Raw genomic sequence first — 19,952 nt, 5'->3', positions numbered from 1 at the left:
CTTGATCGAATCAGAGCGGGAGGTAGACACTGCCCATCACCGCCTGCAGGCGCGACATGATGGTCGTCCAGACGCCCGTCACCATCAGGATGCCGAGGCCGATGAGCATCGCTCCGCCGATGATGTTGAGGGCGCGGATGTGCCGACGGAGGAAGCCGATCGTGCGGGTGGCCCACCCGAATCCGAGCGCCGCCAGCAGGAACGGGATGCCGAGGCCGATCGAGTATGCGATGCCGAGGAATCCGGCGCGAACGGGGTCGCCGACGTTGATCGACAGCGCGACGATCGCGGCGAGCGTCGGGCCCATGCACGGCGCCCATCCGATGCCGAGGGCGATGCCGAGCAGCGGAGCGCCGATGATGCCGGCCCTCGAATCGACGTGGAAGCGCCACTCGCGCTGGGCGAATCCGAACAGTCCGAGGAAGACGAGACCCATCAGGATGATCACGACGCCGAGGATGCGGGTGAGCAGGTCGCCCCACTGCAGGAAGAACACGCCGGCGGCGCCGCCGAGCACGGTGAACGCGACGAAGACGAGCGTGAAGCCGAGGATGAAGAGGAGCACGCCGAGCACGAGACGGCTGCGGGTGGTCGTGGCGGTCGCCGTCGTCCCCGTGGCAGACGTCGATGCGCCGCGCTGCGGCACGGCCGCGCCGAGGAATCCGAGGTACCCCGGCACGAGCGGCAGCACGCACGGCGAGAGGAACGAGATGAGCCCGGCGAGCATCGCGACAGGAATGGCGAGCAGCAGGCTGCCGTCCCCGATCAGCGCCTGGATGTTCACACGCTCTCCGCGAGCGCGTCCTTGACCAGCGTCTCCAGGATCGACGCGCTCTCGAGCTGACCGATGATGCGCGCCGCGACACGGCCCTGCTTGTCGAGCACGAGCGTCGTCGGAGTCGCCTGGATCGAAGTCACGGAGGCGAACGCCAGCTTCGCCTCTCCGGTCTTGGCGTCCATGAGGCTGGGATAGGTGACCCCGTAGGTCTCGGCGAACGCCTTCGCGGTATCGGGCTCGTCGAACGTGTTGACGCCGACGAACGAGACGCCCTCGTCCTGATACTCCTGCCAGACCGACTCCAGGTCGGCCGCCTCGACGCGGCACGGCGCGCACCCGGCGTACCAGAAGTTCACCACCGTGACGTCACCGGCCAGATCAGCGCTGTCGAGCTTCTCGCCGTCCTCGGTCACTCCGCCGAACTCGACGGGTTCCCCACGATCGTCGGCAGCGATCTCGACGACGGTGAATCCGTCGGCCGCGATGTAGCCTTTGTCCTCGCCGTTCAGATACTGCTCGGCGACGGGGTCGGGGGCGCATGCGACGAGGCCGACGGCGAGCACCGCGGCGAGCGCGGCTCCGAGCATTCCCCGCGAGCGGGAACGGGAGGTCTGGCCGGCGCGGTCGGAGAGAACCGTGTGATCGGGCACGGCCCCAGTCTACGTGGCGGATTCTATGCGTACTCTGAGCCTTCTGCCAGTCTCAGAACCGAGCGAGGACGTCCTCGACCCCGGCCCGGAACCGGGGGCAGGTCGTGATGTCGTGGGCACTGCAGCGCAGCGCATGCTCGGTCATCGCGCGCGATCGGCGCATCTCCTCCATGCGCTGGTCGAGGTCGTCCAGGTGCGCGTACAGCACCTCGTGCCTGCCCCTGCGGCCATCGTCCAGCAGCACGCCGATCTGCTCGAGCGTCATGCCTGCGGCCTTGCTGCGCTGGATCACCGCGATGCGCACGATGTCGTCCTCGCCGTACCGCCGCCGGCCGGCATCGTCGCGCTCCGGCCGGAGCAGGCCGACGCTCTCCCAGTGACGCAGGACGTTCGTGGGGAGCTCGAACCGCTCGGCGACCTCGCCGACGGACCAGGGACGCGCAGGACTTGACTTCATGTTGACATGAAGTCACAGACTGGTCCCGAACGCAAGATCGAGAGGAGATCTCATGTACGACGTCATCGTGATCGGCGCGGGTCCCGCAGGCCTGCAGGCCGCTCTGACACTCGGCCGGATGCACCGCTCCGCGCTGGTGCTCGACTCGGGCGAGTACCGCAACGGCCCCGTGGCGCACATGCACAATGTGATCGCCAACGACGGCACGCCGCCGGCGGAATTCCGCGCGACCGCCAGGGCCCAGCTGGCCGCCTACGCCGACGTGGAGACGAGGGATGCCGCGGCGACCCGCATCACCGGCGAGCCGGATGACTTCACGGTCGAGTTCGCCGACGGCTCCTCCGAGCAGGCGCGCCGGATCATCCTGGCGACCGGCATGGCCGACGTGCTGCCGCACGTGCCCGGTCTCGACGAGCTGTGGGGTCGAGGCGCCTACACCTGCCCGTTCTGCGACGGTCACGAGTTCAGCGGCGCGCGCATCGGCATCCTCGGCGCCACGGAACGCACCGCGCACCTCATCGGGATGCTCGGTCGCATCGTGGGCGAGATCGTCGTCTTCCCGCTCGACACCGCGGCCGACCCCGCTGTCGCGGCCGTGCTCACGCAAGCCGGAGCGGTCGTGCATCCGGCGCCGGTCGAAAGCGTCGGTCGGACGGATGCCGAGATCGCCGTGCGCACCGCCGACGGCGAAGCCACAGTCGCCGGACTCTTCGTGGCGGCGGGCGCCGTCCGCCAGCGGGCACCGTTCGCCGAGCAGCTGGATCTGCAGATGCTGTCCTCGGGCGCGATCGAGGTCGACGACTTCGGGCGCACCTCGCTTCCGGGCGTGAGCGCCGCCGGCGATCTCGCCCACCGCGCGGCACTGCCGGGGATCATGGCATCCGTGGTCGCAGCGGCAGCGGCGGGTCAGCTCGCGGCAGTCGGCGCCATCCAGGACCTGATGGCATCAGCGCGCTGACATCGGCGCGTCAGACCGCCCCGAGGTCGACACCGGAAGCGGCCGGCTCCGCGTAGCCGACTTCGCGCCACACGTCCCCGACCCGCTCGAACGAGGTCACGCTGGAGAGCGAGCAGCGCCGCGTCCGCGGGTCGTGCTGGAGACGCAGACCCGCGACCGACAGATGGGTGATCCAGATCGGCGCCTGGTGCGAGACGAACACGATGTCACCGGCATCCGTGGAGTCCCAGGCGTCGTTCATCGCCTGGCGCATGCGCTCGGCGATCGAGACGTACGCCTCCCCCCAGCTGGGCGTGGCCGGACGACGCAGGTGCCACCAGTTGCGGGGATCGCGCAGCGCGCGACGCATCCGCGTTCCCTCGAAGACGTTCGTGGGCTCGATGATCCGCTCGTCCTGTTCCGCGGGGAGGCCGAGCATCTCGGTGAACGGCTCGGCGGATTCGCGAGCGCGCTGCAGCGGCGAGCAGCGCAGCTGGGCGACCATGTGGTCGAGGCCGACGACGTACTCGGCGGCGGCTCTGGCCATGGCACGGCCGGCATCGCTCAGGCGGAAGTTCGGCAGCCGCCCGTAGAGCACGCGGTCGGGGTTGTGCACCTCGCCGTGACGGACGAGGTGCAGGCGCTCGGCCGGCACCCGGTCAGACCTTCCGGTACTCGGCTGACCCGAACCCGATGATCAGGTGCCCGACGAACGGGAAGAGCCACAGCAGGAAGAACGAGAACGCCCCTCCCTTGCCGAAGTTCGCGCCCTCCTTGATGGCGACCACGATCGCGAACACGAAGTTCACGACGGGGATCAGGTAGAGCAACGCGAGCCACCCGGACATGCCGGCGATCTTCACCAGGATCACCCAGTTGACGATCGGGATCAGGGCCAGGATGCCGGGGTAGCCGGCCTTGGCGAACACCTTCCACATCGTCACCGCGTACAGCAGATACAGCACGATGCCGGTCACGACCGAACCGGTGGAGAAGAGCTGCTCGGTGATCAGATTCGAGTCCATGGCCGCGAGTCTAGCGAGCACCCTGTCCGTCATGCCTGCCCGGTGATCGCCCGCAGGGCGGCGGCGTGCCGATCGAGCGCGCGCCGGCCCTTGACCGTCGAGCGCACCCAGGTCCTCGGGCGCGCACCGACATAGCCTTTCGTGACCTTGACGTACCCGAGCTTCTCGAGGTGGGAGATGCCCTTGCTCAGCGCCGAGTCGTCGGACTCGATCAGGTCCCGCAGGCTCGCGAAATCGAGCTCGACATCGCCGGCGAGGGCCGCCATGACCGAGAGGCGCACCGGCGTGAGCAGCGCCTCGTCGAGGTCATGCCGCGGATGCGCCACGGCTGCGTCCGGGGAGGAGGGCGGACACGATGAGGGATGCCGCGACGAGCGCTCCCGCGCCGGCGGCGATGCCGGGCGTGACGACGTCGGTCGCAGCGATGAGCAGCGCGAGCAGGAACATGACCAGTGAGGCGAAGCTAAACGCGATCCACTGCGGGACGCGCCATTCGTAGCCGACGTTGAGGAAGCCCCACGGCAGGTTTCGCACGGACATCGCGATCAGGACGATGACCATGCCGAGCGTCATCACGAGCCAGCCCAGATCCGGCACGAACACGACCGCGCACGTCAGACCGAAGAAGACGCCGAGGAATGACGTCGTGAGTCGTACCGGCAAGGACAGCCGCTTCGAACGGTCACCCGCAGGGTCGGAGGCGGACGCCGAGCTCGAGCGGAGCATGACACCGATCGGCCGATGACCGAACGCCACGAACGTGATCAACGCCGCAACGAGCGGGATCCACCACGGATAAGGACCCGCCATGAAAGCCCATGCGAGCGTTCCGACGATCAAGATAGCGAAGACCACCGAGCCGATCAGGTCGAGCTGCGTGGGGCGCAACCGCTCTCGGAAGCGTTCGTTCGCGCCGCCGATGAGTGAGGAGGAGACGAGCAGCGGCACAAGGAGGAGCGTCATCGTCGTCCCTTGGAACCCACCTCTGCCGCTCTCTGCAGCAGCCAGTTCGAGCAGCACCCCGACGTAGGCCGCCATGAACACCGCATACGCCAACTGCAGCGCGGCATGTGCCCGCGGCATCCGCTCGGCGCGCGCCCGCAGGTCGGCGATGCGGTCGAGCGTCCCGACCTCCTGATCACTTTCCATCTGGAAAGTATCTGCCACCCGTCAAGCATCCGCAACCCCACCCGCCGGCGCTTCCCGCGCGCGCCCGTAGAATAGGCGGGTTCCCTTTTCCGAACTGGAGGAATCTTCCGTGCTTCGCACTCACACGACCGGCTCCCTGCGAGCCGAGCACATCGGTCAGACCGTCACCCTCACGGGTTGGGTCGATCGTCGTCGTGATCACGGAGGAGTCGCGTTCATCGATCTCCGCGATGCGTCCGGCATCGCCCAGGTGGTCATCCGCGACGAGGAGATCGCGCACCCGCTGCGCAGCGAGTTCGTCCTGAAGGTCACCGGCACCGTCTCGGCGCGTCCGGCCGGCAACGAGAACCCGAACCTGCCGACCGGAGAGGTCGAGGTCATCGCCGCCGAGGTGATCGTCCTCAACGAGTCCGCTCCCCTGCCGTTCCAGGTGTCCACCGGCCTCGAGGGCGGCGACCCGATCGGCGAGGACGTGCGGTTCAAGTACCGCTACCTGGACCTGCGCCGCCCGTCATCGGCATCCGCTCTTCGCCTGCGCTCCGACGTGAACAAGGCGATCCGCGACGTGCTGCACGCGCGTGACTTCCTCGAGGTCGAGACCCCGACGCTCACGAAGTCGACGCCGGAGGGCGCCCGCGACTTCGTCGTGCCCGCGCGCCTGCACCCTGGCAGCTGGTACGCGCTGCCGCAGAGCCCGCAGCTGTTCAAGCAGCTGCTCATGGTCGGCGGCGTCGAGAAGTACTACCAGATGGCCCGCTGCTACCGCGACGAGGACTTCCGCGCCGACCGGCAGCCCGAGTTCACGCAGCTCGACATCGAGATGAGCTTCGTCGACCAGGAAGACGTCATCGCCCTGATGGAGGAGCTCATCCCCGCGATGTGGGCCACCATCGGCGTCGAGGTGCAGACCCCGTTGCCGCGCATCACGTACGCCGACGCCATGGCGAAGTACGGCTCCGACAAGCCCGACCTCCGCTTCGGCCTCGAGCTCGTCGAGGCGACGGAGTACTTCGCAGAGACCCCGTTCCGCGTCTTCCAGTCCGACTACGTCGGCGCCGTCGTCATGCCCGGCGGCGCATCGCAGCCGCGAAAGGTGCTGGACGCCTGGCAGGACTGGGCCAAGCAGCGCGGCGCACGCGGCCTCGCGTACGTCCTGTTCAACGAGGACGGCACACTGGGCGGCCCCGTCGCCAAGAACCTGTCCGAGGCCGAACAGGCCGGGCTCGCGGAACTCGTGGGCGCGAAGGCCGGCGACTGCGCGTTCTTCGCGGCCGGTTCCGCGAAGGACTCCCGTGCGCTGCTCGGCGCCGCGCGCGTCGAGATCGGACGCCGCCTCGGCCTGCTGGACCCCGACACGTTCGCCTTCACCTGGGTGGTCGACGCCCCGATGTTCGAGCCGGCAGCGGATGCCGTGGCATCCGGTGACGTCGCCGTCGGAGCCGGCGCCTGGACGGCCGTGCACCACGCGTTCACCGGCCCGAAGCCGGAGTTCGAGGACACCTTCGACACCGACCCAGGTTCGGCGCTCGCCTACGCGTACGACATCGTGTGCAACGGCTCCGAGCTGGGCGGCGGCTCGATCCGCATCCACCGCGAGGACGTGCAGAAGCGCGTGTTCGAGGTCATGGGCATCAGCGACGAGGTCGCCGACGAGCAGTTCGGCTTCCTGCTGGACGCGTTCAAGTTCGGTGCCCCGCCGCATGGCGGGATCGCACTCGGCATGGACCGCGTGCTGCAGCACCTCACCAAGACCGAGTCGATCCGCGAGGTCATCGCGTTCCCGAAGACCGGCAACGGCTTCGACCCGCTGACCTCGGCTCCGGCACCCATCACGGATCAGCAGCGCGCCGAGGCCGGCGTCGACTTCGTCCCGGAGGATGCCGAGGCCTGACCCCGTCCTGTCTGCGAGGCCCCGTCGTATCCACGTGGATACGACGGGGTCTCGCCGTTCAGGAGAGGTTTCGCAGACGGGAGTTCACACCGCGTCGGCGTCGGACAGGTCCTCCACCGAGACCGGCACGCGACCGGCGAAGAGCACGCCGATGCCGTACTCCTCTGCCATCGCGAGAGGGCTCTCGGCGAACCGGATCATCCAGGTGCCGTCCTGCCACACGACGACCTCCGGCTCGTCGAACGGCGCCGGTTGCCGGGCGAGCAGCGCACGCTGATCGTCCGCGAGTCCCCAAGAGTCCCCGGCGAGCTCGGTGGCGAGGAACTGCTCGGCGGCGGACCGAAGCTCATCGAAGTCCGCGATGGCACCGACCGCGGCATCCAGAGCCTGAGCGGACGGCTCGGCCGCCGGCTCGATCAGCAGAGTGATCTCGCCGCCGTCGAACGTGCCGCTCCAGCAGGCGATGTCCTCGGGTGCGTCCAGCCGGTCGAGGGAGATTCCCGTCACATCGATCGTCTGCGGCAGTTGTGTCATGCGCACAGTCAAGCAGGTCCTGCGGAGGCGGCGGACTCTTCCGCTCGGCATCCCGCGCCCGCTAGCGTGTGACCCGGGCGGCCTCTCGGCTCCCACCACCCAGGGGAAGGATGCCTCATGGCAGGCAAGTTCGAGCTGTATCAGGACAAGGGCGGCGACTACCGCTTCCGTCTCAAGGCGGGCAATGGCGAGGTCATCGCCACCGGCCAGGGCTACTCGTCCAAGGTGGGGGCGCTGAACGGGATCGACTCGGTCCGCCGCAACGCAGCGGACGCCGAGGTCGTCGAAGTCGACGGCTGATCAGGTCACCGAGACCCCCGCTGACGGCATCCGCAGCGGGGGTCTCGTCGTCGAGTCGGAGCGTCGGAGCGTCGCCACCCGTGCGTCACCTCGCGTTCACTCGGGTCGCATCTGCGCGTCACCGTGCCGGAATAGGTTCCTCCCGAACCCGGCAACCCTGCGCCGGACACCCGAGAGGAACCCCATGGCACCCGTCACCCGTCGCGCCCGCATCGCCAGCGGCATCGCCCTCACCGCCGCCGCGGCACTGCTGCTCGCCTCGTGCGCCGCTGAGGCGTCCGGGACCGCAGACGCATCAGGCGACTCCGCAGTGGATGCCGCGACGGCCACGTCGCTCGCCGATTTCGGAACCCTGGCCGACCTCGAGACCGCCGCGAAGGCGGAGGGCCAGCTCAACGTCATCGCGCTTCCTCGCGACTGGGCGAACTACGGCGAGATCCTCGACCTGTTCGCAGAGAAGTACCCCGAGATCACGATCAACGAGCAGTCGCCGGATGTCTCCAGCGCTGAGGAGATCCAGGCCGCCGAGACCAACAAGGGTCTCGACACCGCTCCGGACGTGTTCGACCTCGGCCTGACCGTCGCGCTGCAGAGCACCGACCAGTTCGCCCCATACCAGGTGGAGACGTGGGACGACATCCCCGCGGAGCTCAAGGAGCCCACGGGGCTGTTCGTCGGCGACTACGGCGGGTACATGTCGATCGGGTACGACTCGTCGAAGTTCCCCGCACCGGCCGCGCTGGACGACCTGCTCGGCGCGGACTACAAGGGATCCGTCGCGATCAACGGCGACCCGACGCAGGCCGGTGCCGCCTTCGCCGCCGTCGGCCTCGCCACCGTGCAGTCCGACGGCACTCTGGACGACTTCCAGCCCGGCATCGACTTCTTCGGCGAGCTGCAGAGCGCAGGCAACCTCCTCAAGGTCGACGTCACCACCGCGACGGTCGCCAGCGGTGAGACCCCGGTCGTCTTCGACTGGGACTACCTCAACGCCGCGCACACCGCCGACAACGACAACTGGGAGGTCGTCGTCCTCGACGGCGTCGGCTACGCCGGCTACTACAACCAGGCCATCAACGTCGACGCTCCGAACCCGGCCGCCGCGCGCCTGTGGCAGGAATTCCTCTACAGCGACGAGGTGCAGAACCTGTGGCTGAAGGGCGGCGCCCGCCCGGTGCGCATGGAGGCCATGATCGAGGCCGGCACCATCGACACCGACCTCGCGGACGCGCTGCCCGAAGCGCCCGCCGAGACAGTCGTCCCCACCGAGGAGCAGTCGGAGAACGCCGGCGCCCTGCTCGGCGAGAAGTGGGCAGCGGCCGTCCAGTGACGCTCGTCGCCACGGCGGGGGCGGATGCTGCGGCATCCGCCCCCGCCCCTGCTCCACCGCCCGGCCGCAGCCGCACGGGTCCGTCGTTCGCCTGGCTGGGGCTGGTGCCCTTCGCCGCCTACGTGATGCTGTTCCTCGCCGTGCCGACCGTGCTCGCGATCGGGTCCGGATTCTTCACCGACGACGGCTCGTTCACCTGGGCGAACGTGGCCGCGCTCGGCGATCCGGTCGTCCTGATCACGTTCGCCAACTCGGCCTGGCTGTCGCTGCTGACCGCCGTCGTCGGAGCCGTCGTCGGTGCGCTCGTCTGCTACGCCCTGCTCGGCATGAATCCGCAGGGCGGGGTCCGCACGACGGTGGATGCCGTGGCCGGCGTCCTCGCGCAGTTCGGCGGCGTGATGCTGGCGTTCGCCTTCATCGCGACGATCGGCACCCAGGGCGTCATCACGGTGTTCCTACGCGACGGGTTCGGGCTCGACATCTTCGCTAACGGCAACTGGCTCTACGCACTGCCCGGGCTCATCCTCCCTTACATCTACTTCCAGGTGCCGCTCATGGTCATCACGTTCATGCCCGCTCTCGCCGGGCTCAAGCCGCAGTGGGCGGAGGCGAATCTCACTCTCGGCGGAAGCCGTGCCAGTTTCTGGCTGCGCGTCGGCTTCCCCGTGCTGGCTCCGTCGTTCCTCGCCAGTCTCCTGCTGCTGTTCGCGAACGCGTTCTCGTCCTACGCCACGGCCGCGGCGCTCGCCAGCCAGGGCTCGCAGATCGTGCCGCTGCAGATCCGGGCGGCGCTCACGAGCGAGACCGTGCTGGGGCGCGAGAATCTCGCCGGAGCACTCGCGCTCGGCATGATCCTCGTGGTCGGCGTCGTCATGTTCCTGTACTCCCTGATCCAGCGCCGTGCCGCACGGTGGCAGGCGTGAACTCGCTGGCGCCCAGCGGCGTCACCCGCTGGATCGTCGGCATCCTGGTCGGCGCATTCTTTGCGATCCCCCTGATCTCGACCCTGCTCTACACCCTGCGGATGCCGGACGGCACGTACTCGCTCGAGCGCTGGGCGGGCCTCGTCGATCCGAGCATGACCGCCACTCTCCGGCCGATCTGGACGGGCCTGGGCAACTCTCTGCTCCTCGCCGTCGTCACCGTCGCGATCGTCCTGCTCGTGCTCGCGCCGACGATGATCCTGGTCAACCTGCGCTTCGAGCGGCTCAAGCCGCTCTTCGAGTTCGTGGTGCTGCTGCCGATCTCGATCCCCGCGATCGTCCTGGTCGTCGGACTCGCCCCGATATACCTCCAGGTCGGACGGATGCTGGGCACCGGCGCGTGGACGCTCGCCTTCGCGTACGGGATCACCGTGCTGCCGTTCGCCTACCGCTCCATCCAGGCATCCATGGATGCCGTCGACCTGCGCACCCTGGCCGAAGCCGCCCGCTCGCTCGGCGCCGGGTGGACCGCCGTGGTGCTGAAGGCGCTCGTGCCCAACATTCGACAGGGGCTGCTGGCGGCATCCCTCATCTCGATCGCCGTGGTCCTCGGCGAATTCACCATCGCGTCCCTGCTCAATCGGCAGGTGTTCCAGACCGCCATGGTCGTCGTGCAGAAGCAGGACCCGTATGCGCCGGCGATCTTCACTCTCCTCGCTCTGTTGTTCTGCTTCCTGCTCCTGCTCGTCATCGGCCGCGCCGCCCGCGGCACCCGGAAGGCACGCTCATGACCGTCGATCACTCCCTGCCCGCCACGGCCGACAACCTCCTGCTCGCCGACGCCGGCGACGGCACGCGCGTCGAGCTTCAGGGCGTCGTGAAGGACTACGGGTCCCAGCGGGTGCTGCACGGCGTCGACCTCGACATCGCGCCAGGCGAATTCGTCTCGCTGCTGGGCCCGTCCGGATGCGGCAAGACCACCGCCCTGAGGGTGCTCGCCGGGCTCGAGAGCGCGAACGCCGGCGCCGTCCTGCTGGGCGGTCGCGACGTGTCCCGCGTACCGACGAACAAGCGCGACATCGGCATGGTGTTCCAGTCGTACTCGCTTTTCCCGCATCTGCGGATCGCCGACAACACCGCGTTCGGGCTGCGCAGGCGAGGGGTCGGCAGAGCCGAATCGGCACGGCGCGCACTCGACGCGCTGGCGCTCGTCGGCCTCGAGGGCCTCTCCGACCGGTATCCGCACGAGCTCTCCGGGGGGCAGCAGCAGCGGGTCGCACTCGCCCGTGCGCTGGTCACCGAACCGAAGGTGCTGTTGCTGGACGAGCCGCTGTCGGCGCTGGACGCGAAGGTGCGCGTGCAGCTGCGGGACGAGATCCGCCGCATCCAGCTGCGCCTCGGCATCACCACGGTGTTCGTGACCCATGACCAGGAGGAGGCCCTCGCGGTGTCCGACCGGATCGCGGTGATGAACGCGGGTCGCATCGAGCAGATCGGGTCGCCGGAGCAGCTCTACACGGCGCCCTCCACATCGACGGTCGCCGCCTTCGTCGGACTCTCCAGTGTGGTGACCGGCGTCGCGGACGGCGATCACGTCGTCGTCTGGGGCCAGCGGCTGCCGTTGCAGAGTCCGGCCGATGGCCCGGTCGATGTGTTTCTGCGCCCGGAGAACGTGCACTTCGCCTCGGAAGCGGATGCCTCGACGACCGCACTCGTCGAGGAGAGCACGTTCCTCGGCAGCATGCGTCGGACTCTCGTGCGCACGGAGTCCGGAGAGCTCGTGCGGCTCCAGCACTCCCCCGGCATCCGTCCGTCCTTCGGCGAGCGCGTGCTCATCGCCGTCGCACCGGAGCCGGTCGCCGTGCACGCGCGCGGCTGAGCGCCGTTGGCGCCGACGGGAGGTGATGCACCCGCCCTTCTCGTGAGCGTTCACGGGCTCCTTGACGCCAGATCGCTGCAGGACTATCGTGACAAGCTCGTGAACGTTCACGTAACCTGCTCGAAAGGACGATGGTGACCCCTCAGCTCGCAGTCGAAGACACCCGCACTCGGACCGGCGGATGGGCGGTGCTCGGCCCGGGGAACATCGCACGACGCTTCCTCACCGGCCTCGCCTCCAGCGCCGGAGAACTCGTCGCGGTCGGCAGTTCCGACAGCTCGCGCGCTCGCGCGTTCGCCGATGAGGCGCAGGGGCAGGGTGCCGCGGATGTCACGGCGGACGACTACGCGGGGGCACTCGCCGACCCGCGCGTCGACGCGGTGTACGTCTCCAGCGTGCACACCGCGCATCCCGCGCTCGTGCTCGAGGCGATCGCCGCCGGCAAGGCCGTGCTGTGCGAGAAGCCCCTGTCCGTGAACCACGGCACGACGATGGCGCTCGTGGATGCCGCACGGCAGGCGGGCGTGCCGCTCGTCGAGGCGTACATGTACCGCTTCCACCCGCAGACCCGCAGGGTGCTCGACCTCGTGCGCGATGGGGCCATCGGCCGCGTCCTGCACATCGATGCGTCGTTCGCGTTCCGCGTCGGCGAGCGCGGCGGGCGCCTCTTCGCCCCCTCAGTCGCGGGCGGCGGGATCCTCGACGTCGGCGGCTATCCCACCACGATGGCGTCCGCCATCGTGGACGCCGCCGACGGCGTGCACGCGTCCGAGCCGGTCGAACTGACGGCCGACGGCACGATCGGACCGACGGGCGTCGACGAGTGGACGGTCGCCAGAGCGACGTACCGCAGCGGCATCACCGCGACTCTGACCACGGGCGTCATGGCGCCGGCCGAGAACACCGTGACGATCCTGGGCGAGCGGGGCAGCATCCGCATCGCCGACCCCTGGGTTCCCGCCGGCGACACCATGATCGAGGTCGCCACGACCGACGGCGTCCAGACGATCACGATCGACGCCACCGACGCGTACGGGCTCGAGGCGGATGCCACCATCGCCGCACTGCGCGACGGCCGCGCCGATGCCCCAGAGATGACCTCGGCCGAGACGCTCGCCACGGCGCGGACTCTCGACCGATGGCGTGCGGCCATCGGGCTGCGGTATGCCTTCGAAGCCGAGGATGCCGACATCCCGCCGGTCCGCGCCGCGTCCCGTATCAGCGCGCCGAGCGCGATGCGGTACGGCGAGATCGCCGGTATCGACAAGCGCATCTCCCGCCTCGTCATGGGCGTCGACAACCAGCCGGACCTGGCGCACGCCTCGGCGGTCTTCGATGTGTACGCCGAGCAGGGCGGCAACGTCTTCGATACGGCGTACATCTACGGCGACGGCGACCTCGAGCGCCGCCTCGGCCGATGGATCGCGAACCGCGGCATCCGCGAGGAGGTCGTGGTCATCACCAAGGGCGGGCACACCCCGCACTGCGACCCGGAGTCCGTGTCGCGCCAGCTGATCGAGAGCCTCGAGCGGCAGGGAACCGACTACGCGGACATCTACATGCTGCATCGCGACAACCCCGACGTCCCGGTCGGGGAATTCGTCGACGTGCTGGACGAGCACGCCCGCGCGGGTCGCATCCGCGTGTTCGGCGGATCGAACTGGACGCCGGAACGCATCGACGAGGCCAACGCCTACGCCCTGGCCAACGGGCGGCAGGGGTTCGGAGTCGTCAGCGATCACTTCGGACTCGCCGAAGCCTACGACGTGCCGTGGGCGGGCTGCGTCCACGTGACGGACGACGCGTCGCGTCGCTGGCTCGAGGAGCGTCAGATCCCGCTGCTGCCCTGGTCGTCACAGGCTCGCGGGTTCTTCACGGGCCGCGCCCATCCGGATGACCTCAGCGACCCGGAGCTCGTGCGCTGCTACTACAGCGACGACAATTTCGAGCGCCTGCGGCGTGCCGAGCAGCTCGGGACCGAGCGCGGTGTGCCGACGACGGCGATCGCGCTCGCCTACGTGCTGGCGCAGCCCTTCCCCACGTTCCCCCTCTTCGGACCCCGTACGATCGAGGAGACCCGCTCGTCGATGCGGGGACTCACCGTCGATCTCACGCCCGAAGAGGTGGCATGGCTGAATCTGCGAAGCTGAGCGGCACGGGCGATCCCGCATCGGGATCGCCCCGCCGGCGCGCGACCATCCTCGACGTCGCCGCCGCCGCCGGGGTATCGCGTCAGACGGTCACCCGGGCGATCAACGACATGCCCGGAATCAGCGTCGAGACCAGGAACCGGGTCCTCGACGCCGCGAGCGCACTCGCGTACCGTCCGTCCCGTTTCGGACGAGGGCTGGTCACCGGTGGCGATCGTCAGCTCGGGCTCGTCGTCAGCGATCTCCGCAACCCGTATTCGCCCGAACTCGCCTCGGCGATCGTCCGTCGAGCGGCGGCGGACGAATGGAGCGTCTCGCTCGTCGACATCGGGCTGTCCGGTGCGGCGGAGCGCGTGCTGAGCGCACTCCAGGCGCAGGTGGATGTCGTGGTCGGCTACCTCGGCGAATGGGCCCCTGAATGGGAGAGCCGCTTCAGTGCGACGCCGCTCATCCTGCTCGACGCCGGTTCGGACTCCCCTCACCCAGGGGTGCTCCTGGACCCAGCCGATGCGATCGAGGAGCTCGCCGCCCATCTCGCCGCGGTCGGCACGCGCCGACCCGTCGTGCTGGATGCCTCGGAGCCGCCTGCCGCGAGCGGGCGGGGTCTCGCGATGGTCGCCGCCCTCGAACGACGGGGCCTCAGCCCTGAGCTCGTCCACGCCGCGGCATCGACGCCAGAGCACGCCTCCGCCGTCGCCGCCCAGATCATCCGCCGGGCTTCGCCTCCTGATGCGATCCTCGCGTTCAACGACCTGATGGCCTTCGGCGTCCTGTCCGCATGCCGGCATGCGGGGCTGGACGTCCCTCGCGACATCCGCGTGGCCGGCGTCGACGGCCTCTCGATCGGAACGCTGGTCGCACCGACCCTCACCACACTCGCGGTGGACTTCGACGAGGTCGCCCGTCACACGCTCGAACTCGCCGTCGCCCTCAGCGAACCGGATTCGGAGGTGGAGGCGCACCGCGTCGTCGCCCACCGGCTCGTGCTGCGCGAGTCGGCGTAGAACAGCGCACGCTACAGCACTCGCGAGAGGAAATCCTTCGTGCGCTGATGCTGCGGGTCGGCGAGCACTGAGCGCGGGTCGCCCTCCTCGACGATGACGCCGCCATCCATGAAGATCAACCGGGACCCGACCTCGCGCGCGAATCCCATCTCGTGGGTCACGACGAGCATCGTCATGCCCTCCTCGGCGAGCGAGCGCATGACCTGCAGCACTTCGCCGACCAGCTCGGGGTCGAGCGCCGATGTCGGCTCGTCGAACAGCATCATGTCCGGATTCATGCACAGCGCCCTGGCGATCGCCACGCGCTGCTGCTGACCGCCGGACAGGTGCCCCGGGTAGGCATCAACCTTCTCGGCGAGCCCGACGCGACCGAGCATCTCGCGGGCGACCTTCTCGGCATCCGGCTTGGATCGCTTGAGAACCCGGCGCTGCGCGAGCGTCAGGTTTCCGAGCACGCTGAGGTGCGGGAAGAGATTGAAGCTCTGGAACACCATGCCGATACGTGTGCGGACCCTGTCGATGTCGGTGTCCTCGTCGAGGATGTCGATCCCCTCGATCAGGATCTTCCCACCCGTCGGCTCCTCGAGCAGGTTCACCGAACGCAGCAGCGTCGACTTGCCAGAGCCGGAGGGGCCGATCACGCACACGACCTCGCCGGCCGACACGGTCAGGTCGATGCCCTTGAGTACTTCGTTGTCGCCGAACGTCTTCACGAGGCCGCGAGCCTCGATCGCCGGCGCGTGGATGTCGATCAGATCCGTGCTCATCGCTGCCTCGCCAGTCGTCGTTCGAGCCACGCTGCCAGGCGCGTGAGCGGGATGGTCACGATCAGGTAGAGCGCCGCGGCCACGACGAGTGCCGTGCCGTTCGCCGTCGCCGATGCGCTGTCGCGCGCGAACGTGGTCAGCTCGCGCGACATGATCGTCGTACCGGCGATGTAGACCAGCGACGTGTCCTTGAGCAGCAGCACGAACTCGTTCGTGAGCGGCGGGATGATGATGCGGAAGCCCTGCGGCAGCACCACCCAGAACATGGTCTTGGTGGTCGACATGCCCAGCGATCGGGACGCCTCGGTCTGGCCCTTCGGCACGGCCTGGATGCCGGCGCGGATGACCTCGGCCATGTACGCCGAGGCGACCAGGACAAGACCGATGATTCCCTGCGCCGCCGGTCCGCCTGGGACCTTGATCCCCAGTCCGATCGGCAGCATGTACGCGACGGCGAAGATCGTGAGCAGGGCGGGGAGTCCGCGGAACAGCTCGATCCACGCGGTCGCGAACCAGCGGAACGGCAGGATGCTGGAGAGCTTCAGGATCGCCAGGAGGATGCCGAGCAGAGCACCGCCCACGAATCCGATCAGCGTGTACAGCAGCGTGTTCACCAGCGCCACCGTGACGATGTCGGGGAACAGGCCTGCCGCGACCTCGGGGTTCAGGAACTGCTTGCTGAAGCGCGGCCAGTCCGTCGCCAGAATCGCCCAGCCGACGACGGCGACGAAGATGGCGTACATCGCCAAGCGGTATATGAGCTGCCTGGTCCTGCGCTTCATCGCCATCGTCGTACCCCGTCGTACCGGAAGATGCGGATCACTCGGCTGCGAAGTAGGAGTCGTAGATCTCCTGGTAGGTGCCGTCCTCCTGCAGTTCGGCGAGCGCGCCGTTCACAGCCTCGAGCAGCTCGGTCTTCTCGTCCTTCGCGAACGCGAAGCCGTAGGACTCGTCGGTCTCGTACTCCTCGACGATCGTGTACGCGTCGTCCGCACGGACATGCTCGACGTTGACCGGGAGGTCCTGCAGGATCGCGTCGATCTGCCCTGCCTGGATGGACGGCCACAGCTCGCCATCGGACGGCAGGCGCACGATCTCGGTGCCCTCTGGTGCGTTCTCGGTCGTGTAGGCCTCGCCGGTCGTGCCCTGCTGGACGCCGACCGTCTTGCCCGCCAGGTCGTCGATGGACTCGATTCCGGAGCCGACCGGGACCATCAGGGACTGCAGCGAGTCGTAGTACGGGTCGGAGAAGTCGATGTTCGCCTTGCGCTCATCGGTGATCGTCATGGCGGAGGCGCCGATGTCGCACGTGCCGGCGAGCAGCGTCGTGCCCGATTGCAGAGCGTCGAATCCGGTGTCCTGCACGGCGATCTTCAGGTCGAGCTTCTCGGCGACCGCCGTCAGCAGATCGATGTCGAAGCCCGTGAAGCCGCTTTCGGTGCTGTCGTCGAAGTCCTCGAACGGCGGGTAGGGGACGTCGGAGCAGACGGTCAGCGTGCCCTCTTCGACGAGTCCGTAATCCGCGCCGCTCTCCGGCGCCTCGGCACCAGGATCGGTTCCACCAGCGCAGCCGGCGAGAAGGAGGACGGACGACGCCGCGAGGGCGACTCCGGTGGCGAGGGTGCGACGGCGGGTCATGATCGCTCCAGTGTGACGGGGCGAGGACGCCCGCTGACGGGTGGGTGAACACATCTAAACACGTCGCGGCGCGGATGACCGTGGATAATCGCCTCTGCGAGGTTACGTTTCGGTTTCAGCGGTTGTGGTACCGGGTCCCGGCTCAGACTTCGAAGTCGACCGCGACGCGACCGGACACGACGGACCGGATGAATCCGGCCGCCTCTTCGTGCGCCGGATGCACCTGGTACGCCTCGAGGGCCGCGGCATCCGCGAAGTCGGCGACGAGCGTGACGTCCCAATTCGCGTCGGGATACAGGCTGTTCGCACCCGCCGAGATCGAGAGCAGCTCGGGGACCACACCGTCGAGGGCGTTCAGTCGCCGTGCGACCTCGGCGGCCTGAGCAGCGCGCTCCGAGGCATCCTCGTTCGCGAGCTTCCACGTGACGACGTGACGGATGGTCATGCCTTCTCCAGTCTCTCGCGCAGGCGCTCGGGTGAGACTCGCCAGTGCGCATGCAGTTCGCCGTCGACGAGGACGACGGGGATCTTCTCCCACCACAGTTCGTACAGAGCGGGGTCGTCGTTGATCGATACCTCTGCGACCTCGATGCGGTCAGCCGTGTCATCGGGCAGCTCGGCGATCACGGCATCCACGACCTCGCGCGCGACGTCGCAGAGATGGCAGTCGGGCTTGCCGATGATGGTGAGCGCGGTCACGCTGCCGGGGTCGCGATCTCGCGCCCCTGCGCGATCCACTCCCCTGTGCCGCCGTCGACGTTCGTGACGTCGTAGCCGCGCGACTCGAGAGCCTCGACGACGCGTGCGGAGCGGCCGCCGACCTGGCAGATCACGTCGAACGCCTCACCGGGCAGCTCATCCAGGCGGCTTCCGATCTCAGACATCGGGATGTTCACGGCGCCGGGGACGTGACCGCGCGCGTACTCGTCGCGTTCGCGGACATCGATGAGCGGCGTGTTCGAGCGCTCGGCGAGCTCGACGACGGTGATCGACTTCATTGCTTCCTCAAGGACGGGGCGCTCGGGCCGTGGGTCGCGGGAGAGACACAAAGCGCCCCCTGTCGACTCGCTCGAGGAGCAGTCGGGGGCGCTCGTGTCTGGGCCGCTTACTTCTTGTTGCGGCGCTGGTGGCGAGTCTTGCGAAGCAGCTTGCGGTGCTTCTTCTTCGCCATGCGCTTGCGGCGCTTCTTGATGACAGAACCCACGGAAACCTCACTACGTCAGGGGCTGGATGTCGCACAATTCGGGACACCCGGGTACGGGCACGGAAAAATGCCTCGGATCAGTCTAGCAAACCACGCGGGGCCCGCTGTTCACACGGCGGCGGATCAGCCGACGTCCGCGATCGGTCGTCGCAGCGCGTCGGCCACGGCCGACTCCGGCACGCGATAACTGCGGCCGAACCGGATCGCGGGAAGCTCTCCGGAGTGCACGAGGCGGTACACGGTCATCTTCGACACGCGCATGATCTCGGCGACCTCGGCGACCGTCAGGAAGCGAACGTCTGGAACTTCGGGCATCCCCTGTACCCCTTTCTGCTGAAGCACACTCTAGGCCGAACCTGTCACGCGTGTAAACCCACGTGGCTGTTGTGGTCTGTGGGACCAGTGGGGCGGTCAGCTCCGCGCAAGGCGCTCGCGGGCGTCCCGCAGCGCCTGGCGTTCGAGCTTGCGCGCGACGCGCAGCGCCTTCTCCGCCTCGCGCACGGCCTTCTGCGCCTCGCGATACTTCTTGTCACCGCCGAGTTCGACCCGGTCGATCTCCAGCCACTCCTGGACCGGGGCGTGCCCCTCGCCTCGGCCGAGCGCGTCGATGTACATCGAGATGCCGTCCAGCAGACGCTCGGTGGCGAATCGGAACGGGTCCTGCTGATCGACGAAGACGCCGGCGTCGATCGCCCTGCGCAGATGCGGGTACTCGTCCGCCGAGATCACACGATCGAACAGCGCCGATTCCCTGGCCGAGACCTCGTCCGCCGTGAGGCCGGTGATGCGCGCCTGCTCCGAATAGCCCGCGAGCACCATGCCGTACCAGCGCGCCTGACCGGTCATCGCCAGAGCGACCGCGAGCCGTTCGGATTCTGTCAGCGGCGTCTCGGCGAGCGCTTCGAGCCCGACTTCGATCCACGCCGAGCTGTTGGGCGTGATCGGCGACCCCGTGATCGGCAGGGCGAGGATCCACGGGTGGCGCAGATAGATGAGCACCTGGGCCTCGAACAACGCGCGGAGCCTGTCCCGCCAGCCCTCGTGCTCCCGATGCTCCTCCGGTGGGATGCCGGTCGCCTCCTCCTGCATCAGCAGCAGGAGGTCGTCCTTCGCGCTCACATAGCGATACAGGGACATCGGGGTGAATCCGAGCTTCGCCGCAACGGCCGCCATCGACACGGCGCCGATCCCATCGGCGTCCGCCAGTTCGACCGCCGCCTCCACGATCCGCTCGACGCTCATCTCGCGCTTGGGCCCGCGCTGCGGGTTCGCGGCGACACCCCAGGCCAGCGCGATGCCCCGGGGGAGCTCTGGCAGTTCCTCGTCCGTCATGCCG

At 68.6% G+C, this 19,952-nt stretch carries 26 protein-coding genes; 9 read left to right on the top strand and 17 right to left on the bottom strand.

Going from position 1 to position 19,952, the window contains the following annotated elements; all coding sequences use genetic code 11:
* Positions 1-10 precede the first annotated feature (10 nt).
* From AC3ANJ_RS04560 to AC3ANJ_RS04550, 3 genes are all read right to left on the bottom strand, one after another.
* On the bottom strand, positions 11-784 hold the full coding sequence (locus tag AC3ANJ_RS04560) for a cytochrome c biogenesis CcdA family protein (protein WP_488318434.1): 774 nt from the start codon (positions 782-784) through the stop codon (positions 11-13).
* Entirely contained in the window at positions 781-1,365 is a 585-nt protein-coding gene (locus AC3ANJ_RS04555) for a TlpA family protein disulfide reductase (protein WP_488319228.1), read from the bottom strand. The genes AC3ANJ_RS04560 and AC3ANJ_RS04555 overlap by 4 nt, the downstream gene beginning before the upstream one ends.
* 115 nt (positions 1,366-1,480) lie before the next feature.
* A complete protein-coding gene (locus AC3ANJ_RS04550; RefSeq protein ID WP_406246513.1) occupies positions 1,481-1,885 on the bottom strand; it encodes a MerR family transcriptional regulator in 405 nt (134 codons plus the stop codon).
* A 52-nt stretch (positions 1,886-1,937) separates the two neighbouring features.
* On the opposite strand from AC3ANJ_RS04550, the gene AC3ANJ_RS04545 reads away from it, so the two are divergent.
* Positions 1,938-2,843: an NAD(P)/FAD-dependent oxidoreductase gene (locus AC3ANJ_RS04545; protein WP_488318433.1), complete on the top strand. Its 906-nt coding sequence runs from the start codon at positions 1,938-1,940 to the stop codon at positions 2,841-2,843.
* Between the two features lie 10 nt (positions 2,844-2,853).
* On the opposite strand, the gene AC3ANJ_RS04540 is transcribed toward AC3ANJ_RS04545, so the two are convergent.
* Genes AC3ANJ_RS04540 through AC3ANJ_RS04525 form a run of 4 tightly spaced genes read right to left on the bottom strand, consistent with a single transcriptional unit; the run spans position 2,854 to position 4,996 of the window.
* Positions 2,854-3,477, bottom strand: a complete 624-nt coding sequence (locus tag AC3ANJ_RS04540) for a histidine phosphatase family protein (protein WP_488318432.1) — start codon at positions 3,475-3,477, stop codon at positions 2,854-2,856.
* 4 nt (positions 3,478-3,481) lie between these two features.
* A complete protein-coding gene (locus tag AC3ANJ_RS04535; protein ID WP_406246518.1) occupies positions 3,482-3,847 on the bottom strand; it encodes a DUF5684 domain-containing protein in 366 nt (121 codons plus the stop codon).
* A 29-nt stretch (positions 3,848-3,876) separates the two neighbouring features.
* Positions 3,877-4,173 (bottom strand): winged helix-turn-helix domain-containing protein, encoded by a 297-nt coding sequence (locus tag AC3ANJ_RS04530; RefSeq protein WP_488318431.1) that lies wholly within the window; start codon positions 4,171-4,173, stop codon positions 3,877-3,879.
* A complete protein-coding gene (locus AC3ANJ_RS04525) occupies positions 4,154-4,996 on the bottom strand; it encodes a hypothetical protein (protein ID WP_488318430.1) in 843 nt (280 codons plus the stop codon). Before AC3ANJ_RS04525 ends, AC3ANJ_RS04530 begins: the two co-directional genes overlap by 20 nt.
* A 109-nt stretch (positions 4,997-5,105) precedes the next feature.
* On the opposite strand from AC3ANJ_RS04525, the gene aspS reads away from it, so the two are divergent.
* Positions 5,106-6,887, top strand: coding sequence for an aspartate--tRNA ligase (gene aspS / locus AC3ANJ_RS04520; protein ID WP_488318429.1), 1,782 nt, complete (start codon positions 5,106-5,108; stop codon positions 6,885-6,887).
* 84 nt (positions 6,888-6,971) lie between these two features.
* Here aspS and AC3ANJ_RS04515 read toward each other — a convergent pair whose 3' ends face one another.
* On the bottom strand, positions 6,972-7,421 hold the full coding sequence (locus tag AC3ANJ_RS04515; RefSeq protein WP_488318428.1) for a hypothetical protein: 450 nt from the start codon (positions 7,419-7,421) through the stop codon (positions 6,972-6,974).
* A 117-nt stretch (positions 7,422-7,538) separates the two neighbouring features.
* Between AC3ANJ_RS04515 and AC3ANJ_RS04510 the strand changes: the two genes are divergently transcribed.
* The 7 genes from AC3ANJ_RS04510 to AC3ANJ_RS04480 all read left to right on the top strand — a co-directional run bounded on the left by AC3ANJ_RS04510 (position 7,539) and on the right by AC3ANJ_RS04480 (position 15,007).
* Complete coding sequence (locus AC3ANJ_RS04510; RefSeq protein ID WP_488318427.1) at positions 7,539-7,721, top strand: YegP family protein; 183 nt, start codon at positions 7,539-7,541, stop codon at positions 7,719-7,721.
* 184 nt (positions 7,722-7,905) lie between these two features.
* Positions 7,906-9,051 (top strand): ABC transporter substrate-binding protein, encoded by a 1,146-nt coding sequence (locus AC3ANJ_RS04505; protein ID WP_488318426.1) that lies wholly within the window; start codon positions 7,906-7,908, stop codon positions 9,049-9,051.
* A complete protein-coding gene (locus AC3ANJ_RS04500) occupies positions 9,048-9,974 on the top strand; it encodes an ABC transporter permease (protein WP_488318425.1) in 927 nt (308 codons plus the stop codon). The genes AC3ANJ_RS04505 and AC3ANJ_RS04500 overlap by 4 nt, the downstream gene beginning before the upstream one ends.
* Positions 9,971-10,765 carry an ABC transporter permease gene (locus AC3ANJ_RS04495; RefSeq protein WP_488318424.1) on the top strand — a complete coding sequence of 265 codons (795 nt, stop codon included), beginning with the start codon at positions 9,971-9,973 and terminating at the stop codon, positions 10,763-10,765. Before AC3ANJ_RS04500 ends, AC3ANJ_RS04495 begins: the two co-directional genes overlap by 4 nt.
* Positions 10,762-11,853 carry an ABC transporter ATP-binding protein gene (locus AC3ANJ_RS04490; RefSeq protein ID WP_488318423.1) on the top strand — a complete coding sequence of 364 codons (1,092 nt, stop codon included), beginning with the start codon at positions 10,762-10,764 and terminating at the stop codon, positions 11,851-11,853. Before AC3ANJ_RS04495 ends, AC3ANJ_RS04490 begins: the two co-directional genes overlap by 4 nt.
* Before the next feature lie 131 nt (positions 11,854-11,984).
* On the top strand, positions 11,985-14,003 hold the full coding sequence (locus AC3ANJ_RS04485; protein WP_488318422.1) for an aldo/keto reductase: 2,019 nt from the start codon (positions 11,985-11,987) through the stop codon (positions 14,001-14,003).
* Positions 13,982-15,007, top strand: a complete 1,026-nt coding sequence (locus tag AC3ANJ_RS04480) for a LacI family DNA-binding transcriptional regulator (RefSeq protein WP_488318421.1) — start codon at positions 13,982-13,984, stop codon at positions 15,005-15,007. The genes AC3ANJ_RS04485 and AC3ANJ_RS04480 overlap by 22 nt, the downstream gene beginning before the upstream one ends.
* An 11-nt stretch (positions 15,008-15,018) precedes the next feature.
* On the opposite strand, the gene AC3ANJ_RS04475 is transcribed toward AC3ANJ_RS04480, so the two are convergent.
* From AC3ANJ_RS04475 to AC3ANJ_RS04435, 9 genes are all read right to left on the bottom strand, one after another.
* The gene (locus AC3ANJ_RS04475) at positions 15,019-15,774 is read right to left on the bottom strand and encodes an amino acid ABC transporter ATP-binding protein (protein WP_488318420.1); all 756 of its coding nucleotides are present in this window, start codon (positions 15,772-15,774) and stop codon (positions 15,019-15,021) included.
* Positions 15,771-16,556 carry an amino acid ABC transporter permease gene (locus AC3ANJ_RS04470; protein ID WP_488318419.1) on the bottom strand — a complete coding sequence of 262 codons (786 nt, stop codon included), beginning with the start codon at positions 16,554-16,556 and terminating at the stop codon, positions 15,771-15,773. Before AC3ANJ_RS04470 ends, AC3ANJ_RS04475 begins: the two co-directional genes overlap by 4 nt.
* A 37-nt stretch (positions 16,557-16,593) precedes the next feature.
* Entirely contained in the window at positions 16,594-17,412 is an 819-nt protein-coding gene (locus tag AC3ANJ_RS04465) for a transporter substrate-binding domain-containing protein (RefSeq protein WP_488318418.1), read from the bottom strand.
* A gap of 142 nt (positions 17,413-17,554) precedes the next feature.
* Positions 17,555-17,857, bottom strand: coding sequence for a Dabb family protein (locus tag AC3ANJ_RS04460; protein ID WP_488318417.1), 303 nt, complete (start codon positions 17,855-17,857; stop codon positions 17,555-17,557).
* A complete protein-coding gene (locus AC3ANJ_RS04455) occupies positions 17,854-18,111 on the bottom strand; it encodes a glutaredoxin family protein (protein WP_488318416.1) in 258 nt (85 codons plus the stop codon). Before AC3ANJ_RS04455 ends, AC3ANJ_RS04460 begins: the two co-directional genes overlap by 4 nt.
* Positions 18,108-18,410, bottom strand: a complete 303-nt coding sequence (locus AC3ANJ_RS04450; RefSeq protein WP_406246545.1) for a rhodanese-like domain-containing protein — start codon at positions 18,408-18,410, stop codon at positions 18,108-18,110. Before AC3ANJ_RS04450 ends, AC3ANJ_RS04455 begins: the two co-directional genes overlap by 4 nt.
* A 107-nt stretch (positions 18,411-18,517) precedes the next feature.
* Positions 18,518-18,616 (bottom strand): 30S ribosomal protein bS22, encoded by a 99-nt coding sequence (locus tag AC3ANJ_RS04445; protein WP_003792170.1) that lies wholly within the window; start codon positions 18,614-18,616, stop codon positions 18,518-18,520.
* A 123-nt stretch (positions 18,617-18,739) separates the two neighbouring features.
* Complete coding sequence (locus tag AC3ANJ_RS04440) at positions 18,740-18,931, bottom strand: helix-turn-helix domain-containing protein (protein ID WP_406246549.1); 192 nt, start codon at positions 18,929-18,931, stop codon at positions 18,740-18,742.
* A 96-nt stretch (positions 18,932-19,027) separates the two neighbouring features.
* The gene (locus tag AC3ANJ_RS04435; protein ID WP_488318415.1) at positions 19,028-19,948 is read right to left on the bottom strand and encodes a TetR/AcrR family transcriptional regulator; all 921 of its coding nucleotides are present in this window, start codon (positions 19,946-19,948) and stop codon (positions 19,028-19,030) included.
* Positions 19,949-19,952 lie beyond the last annotated feature (4 nt).

The sequence above is a fragment of the Microbacterium sp. STRO-1N genome, assembly GCF_057748015.1.
Note: the sequence above shows the minus strand (reverse complement) of the source record. Positions and strands in the feature narration are given on the sequence as shown.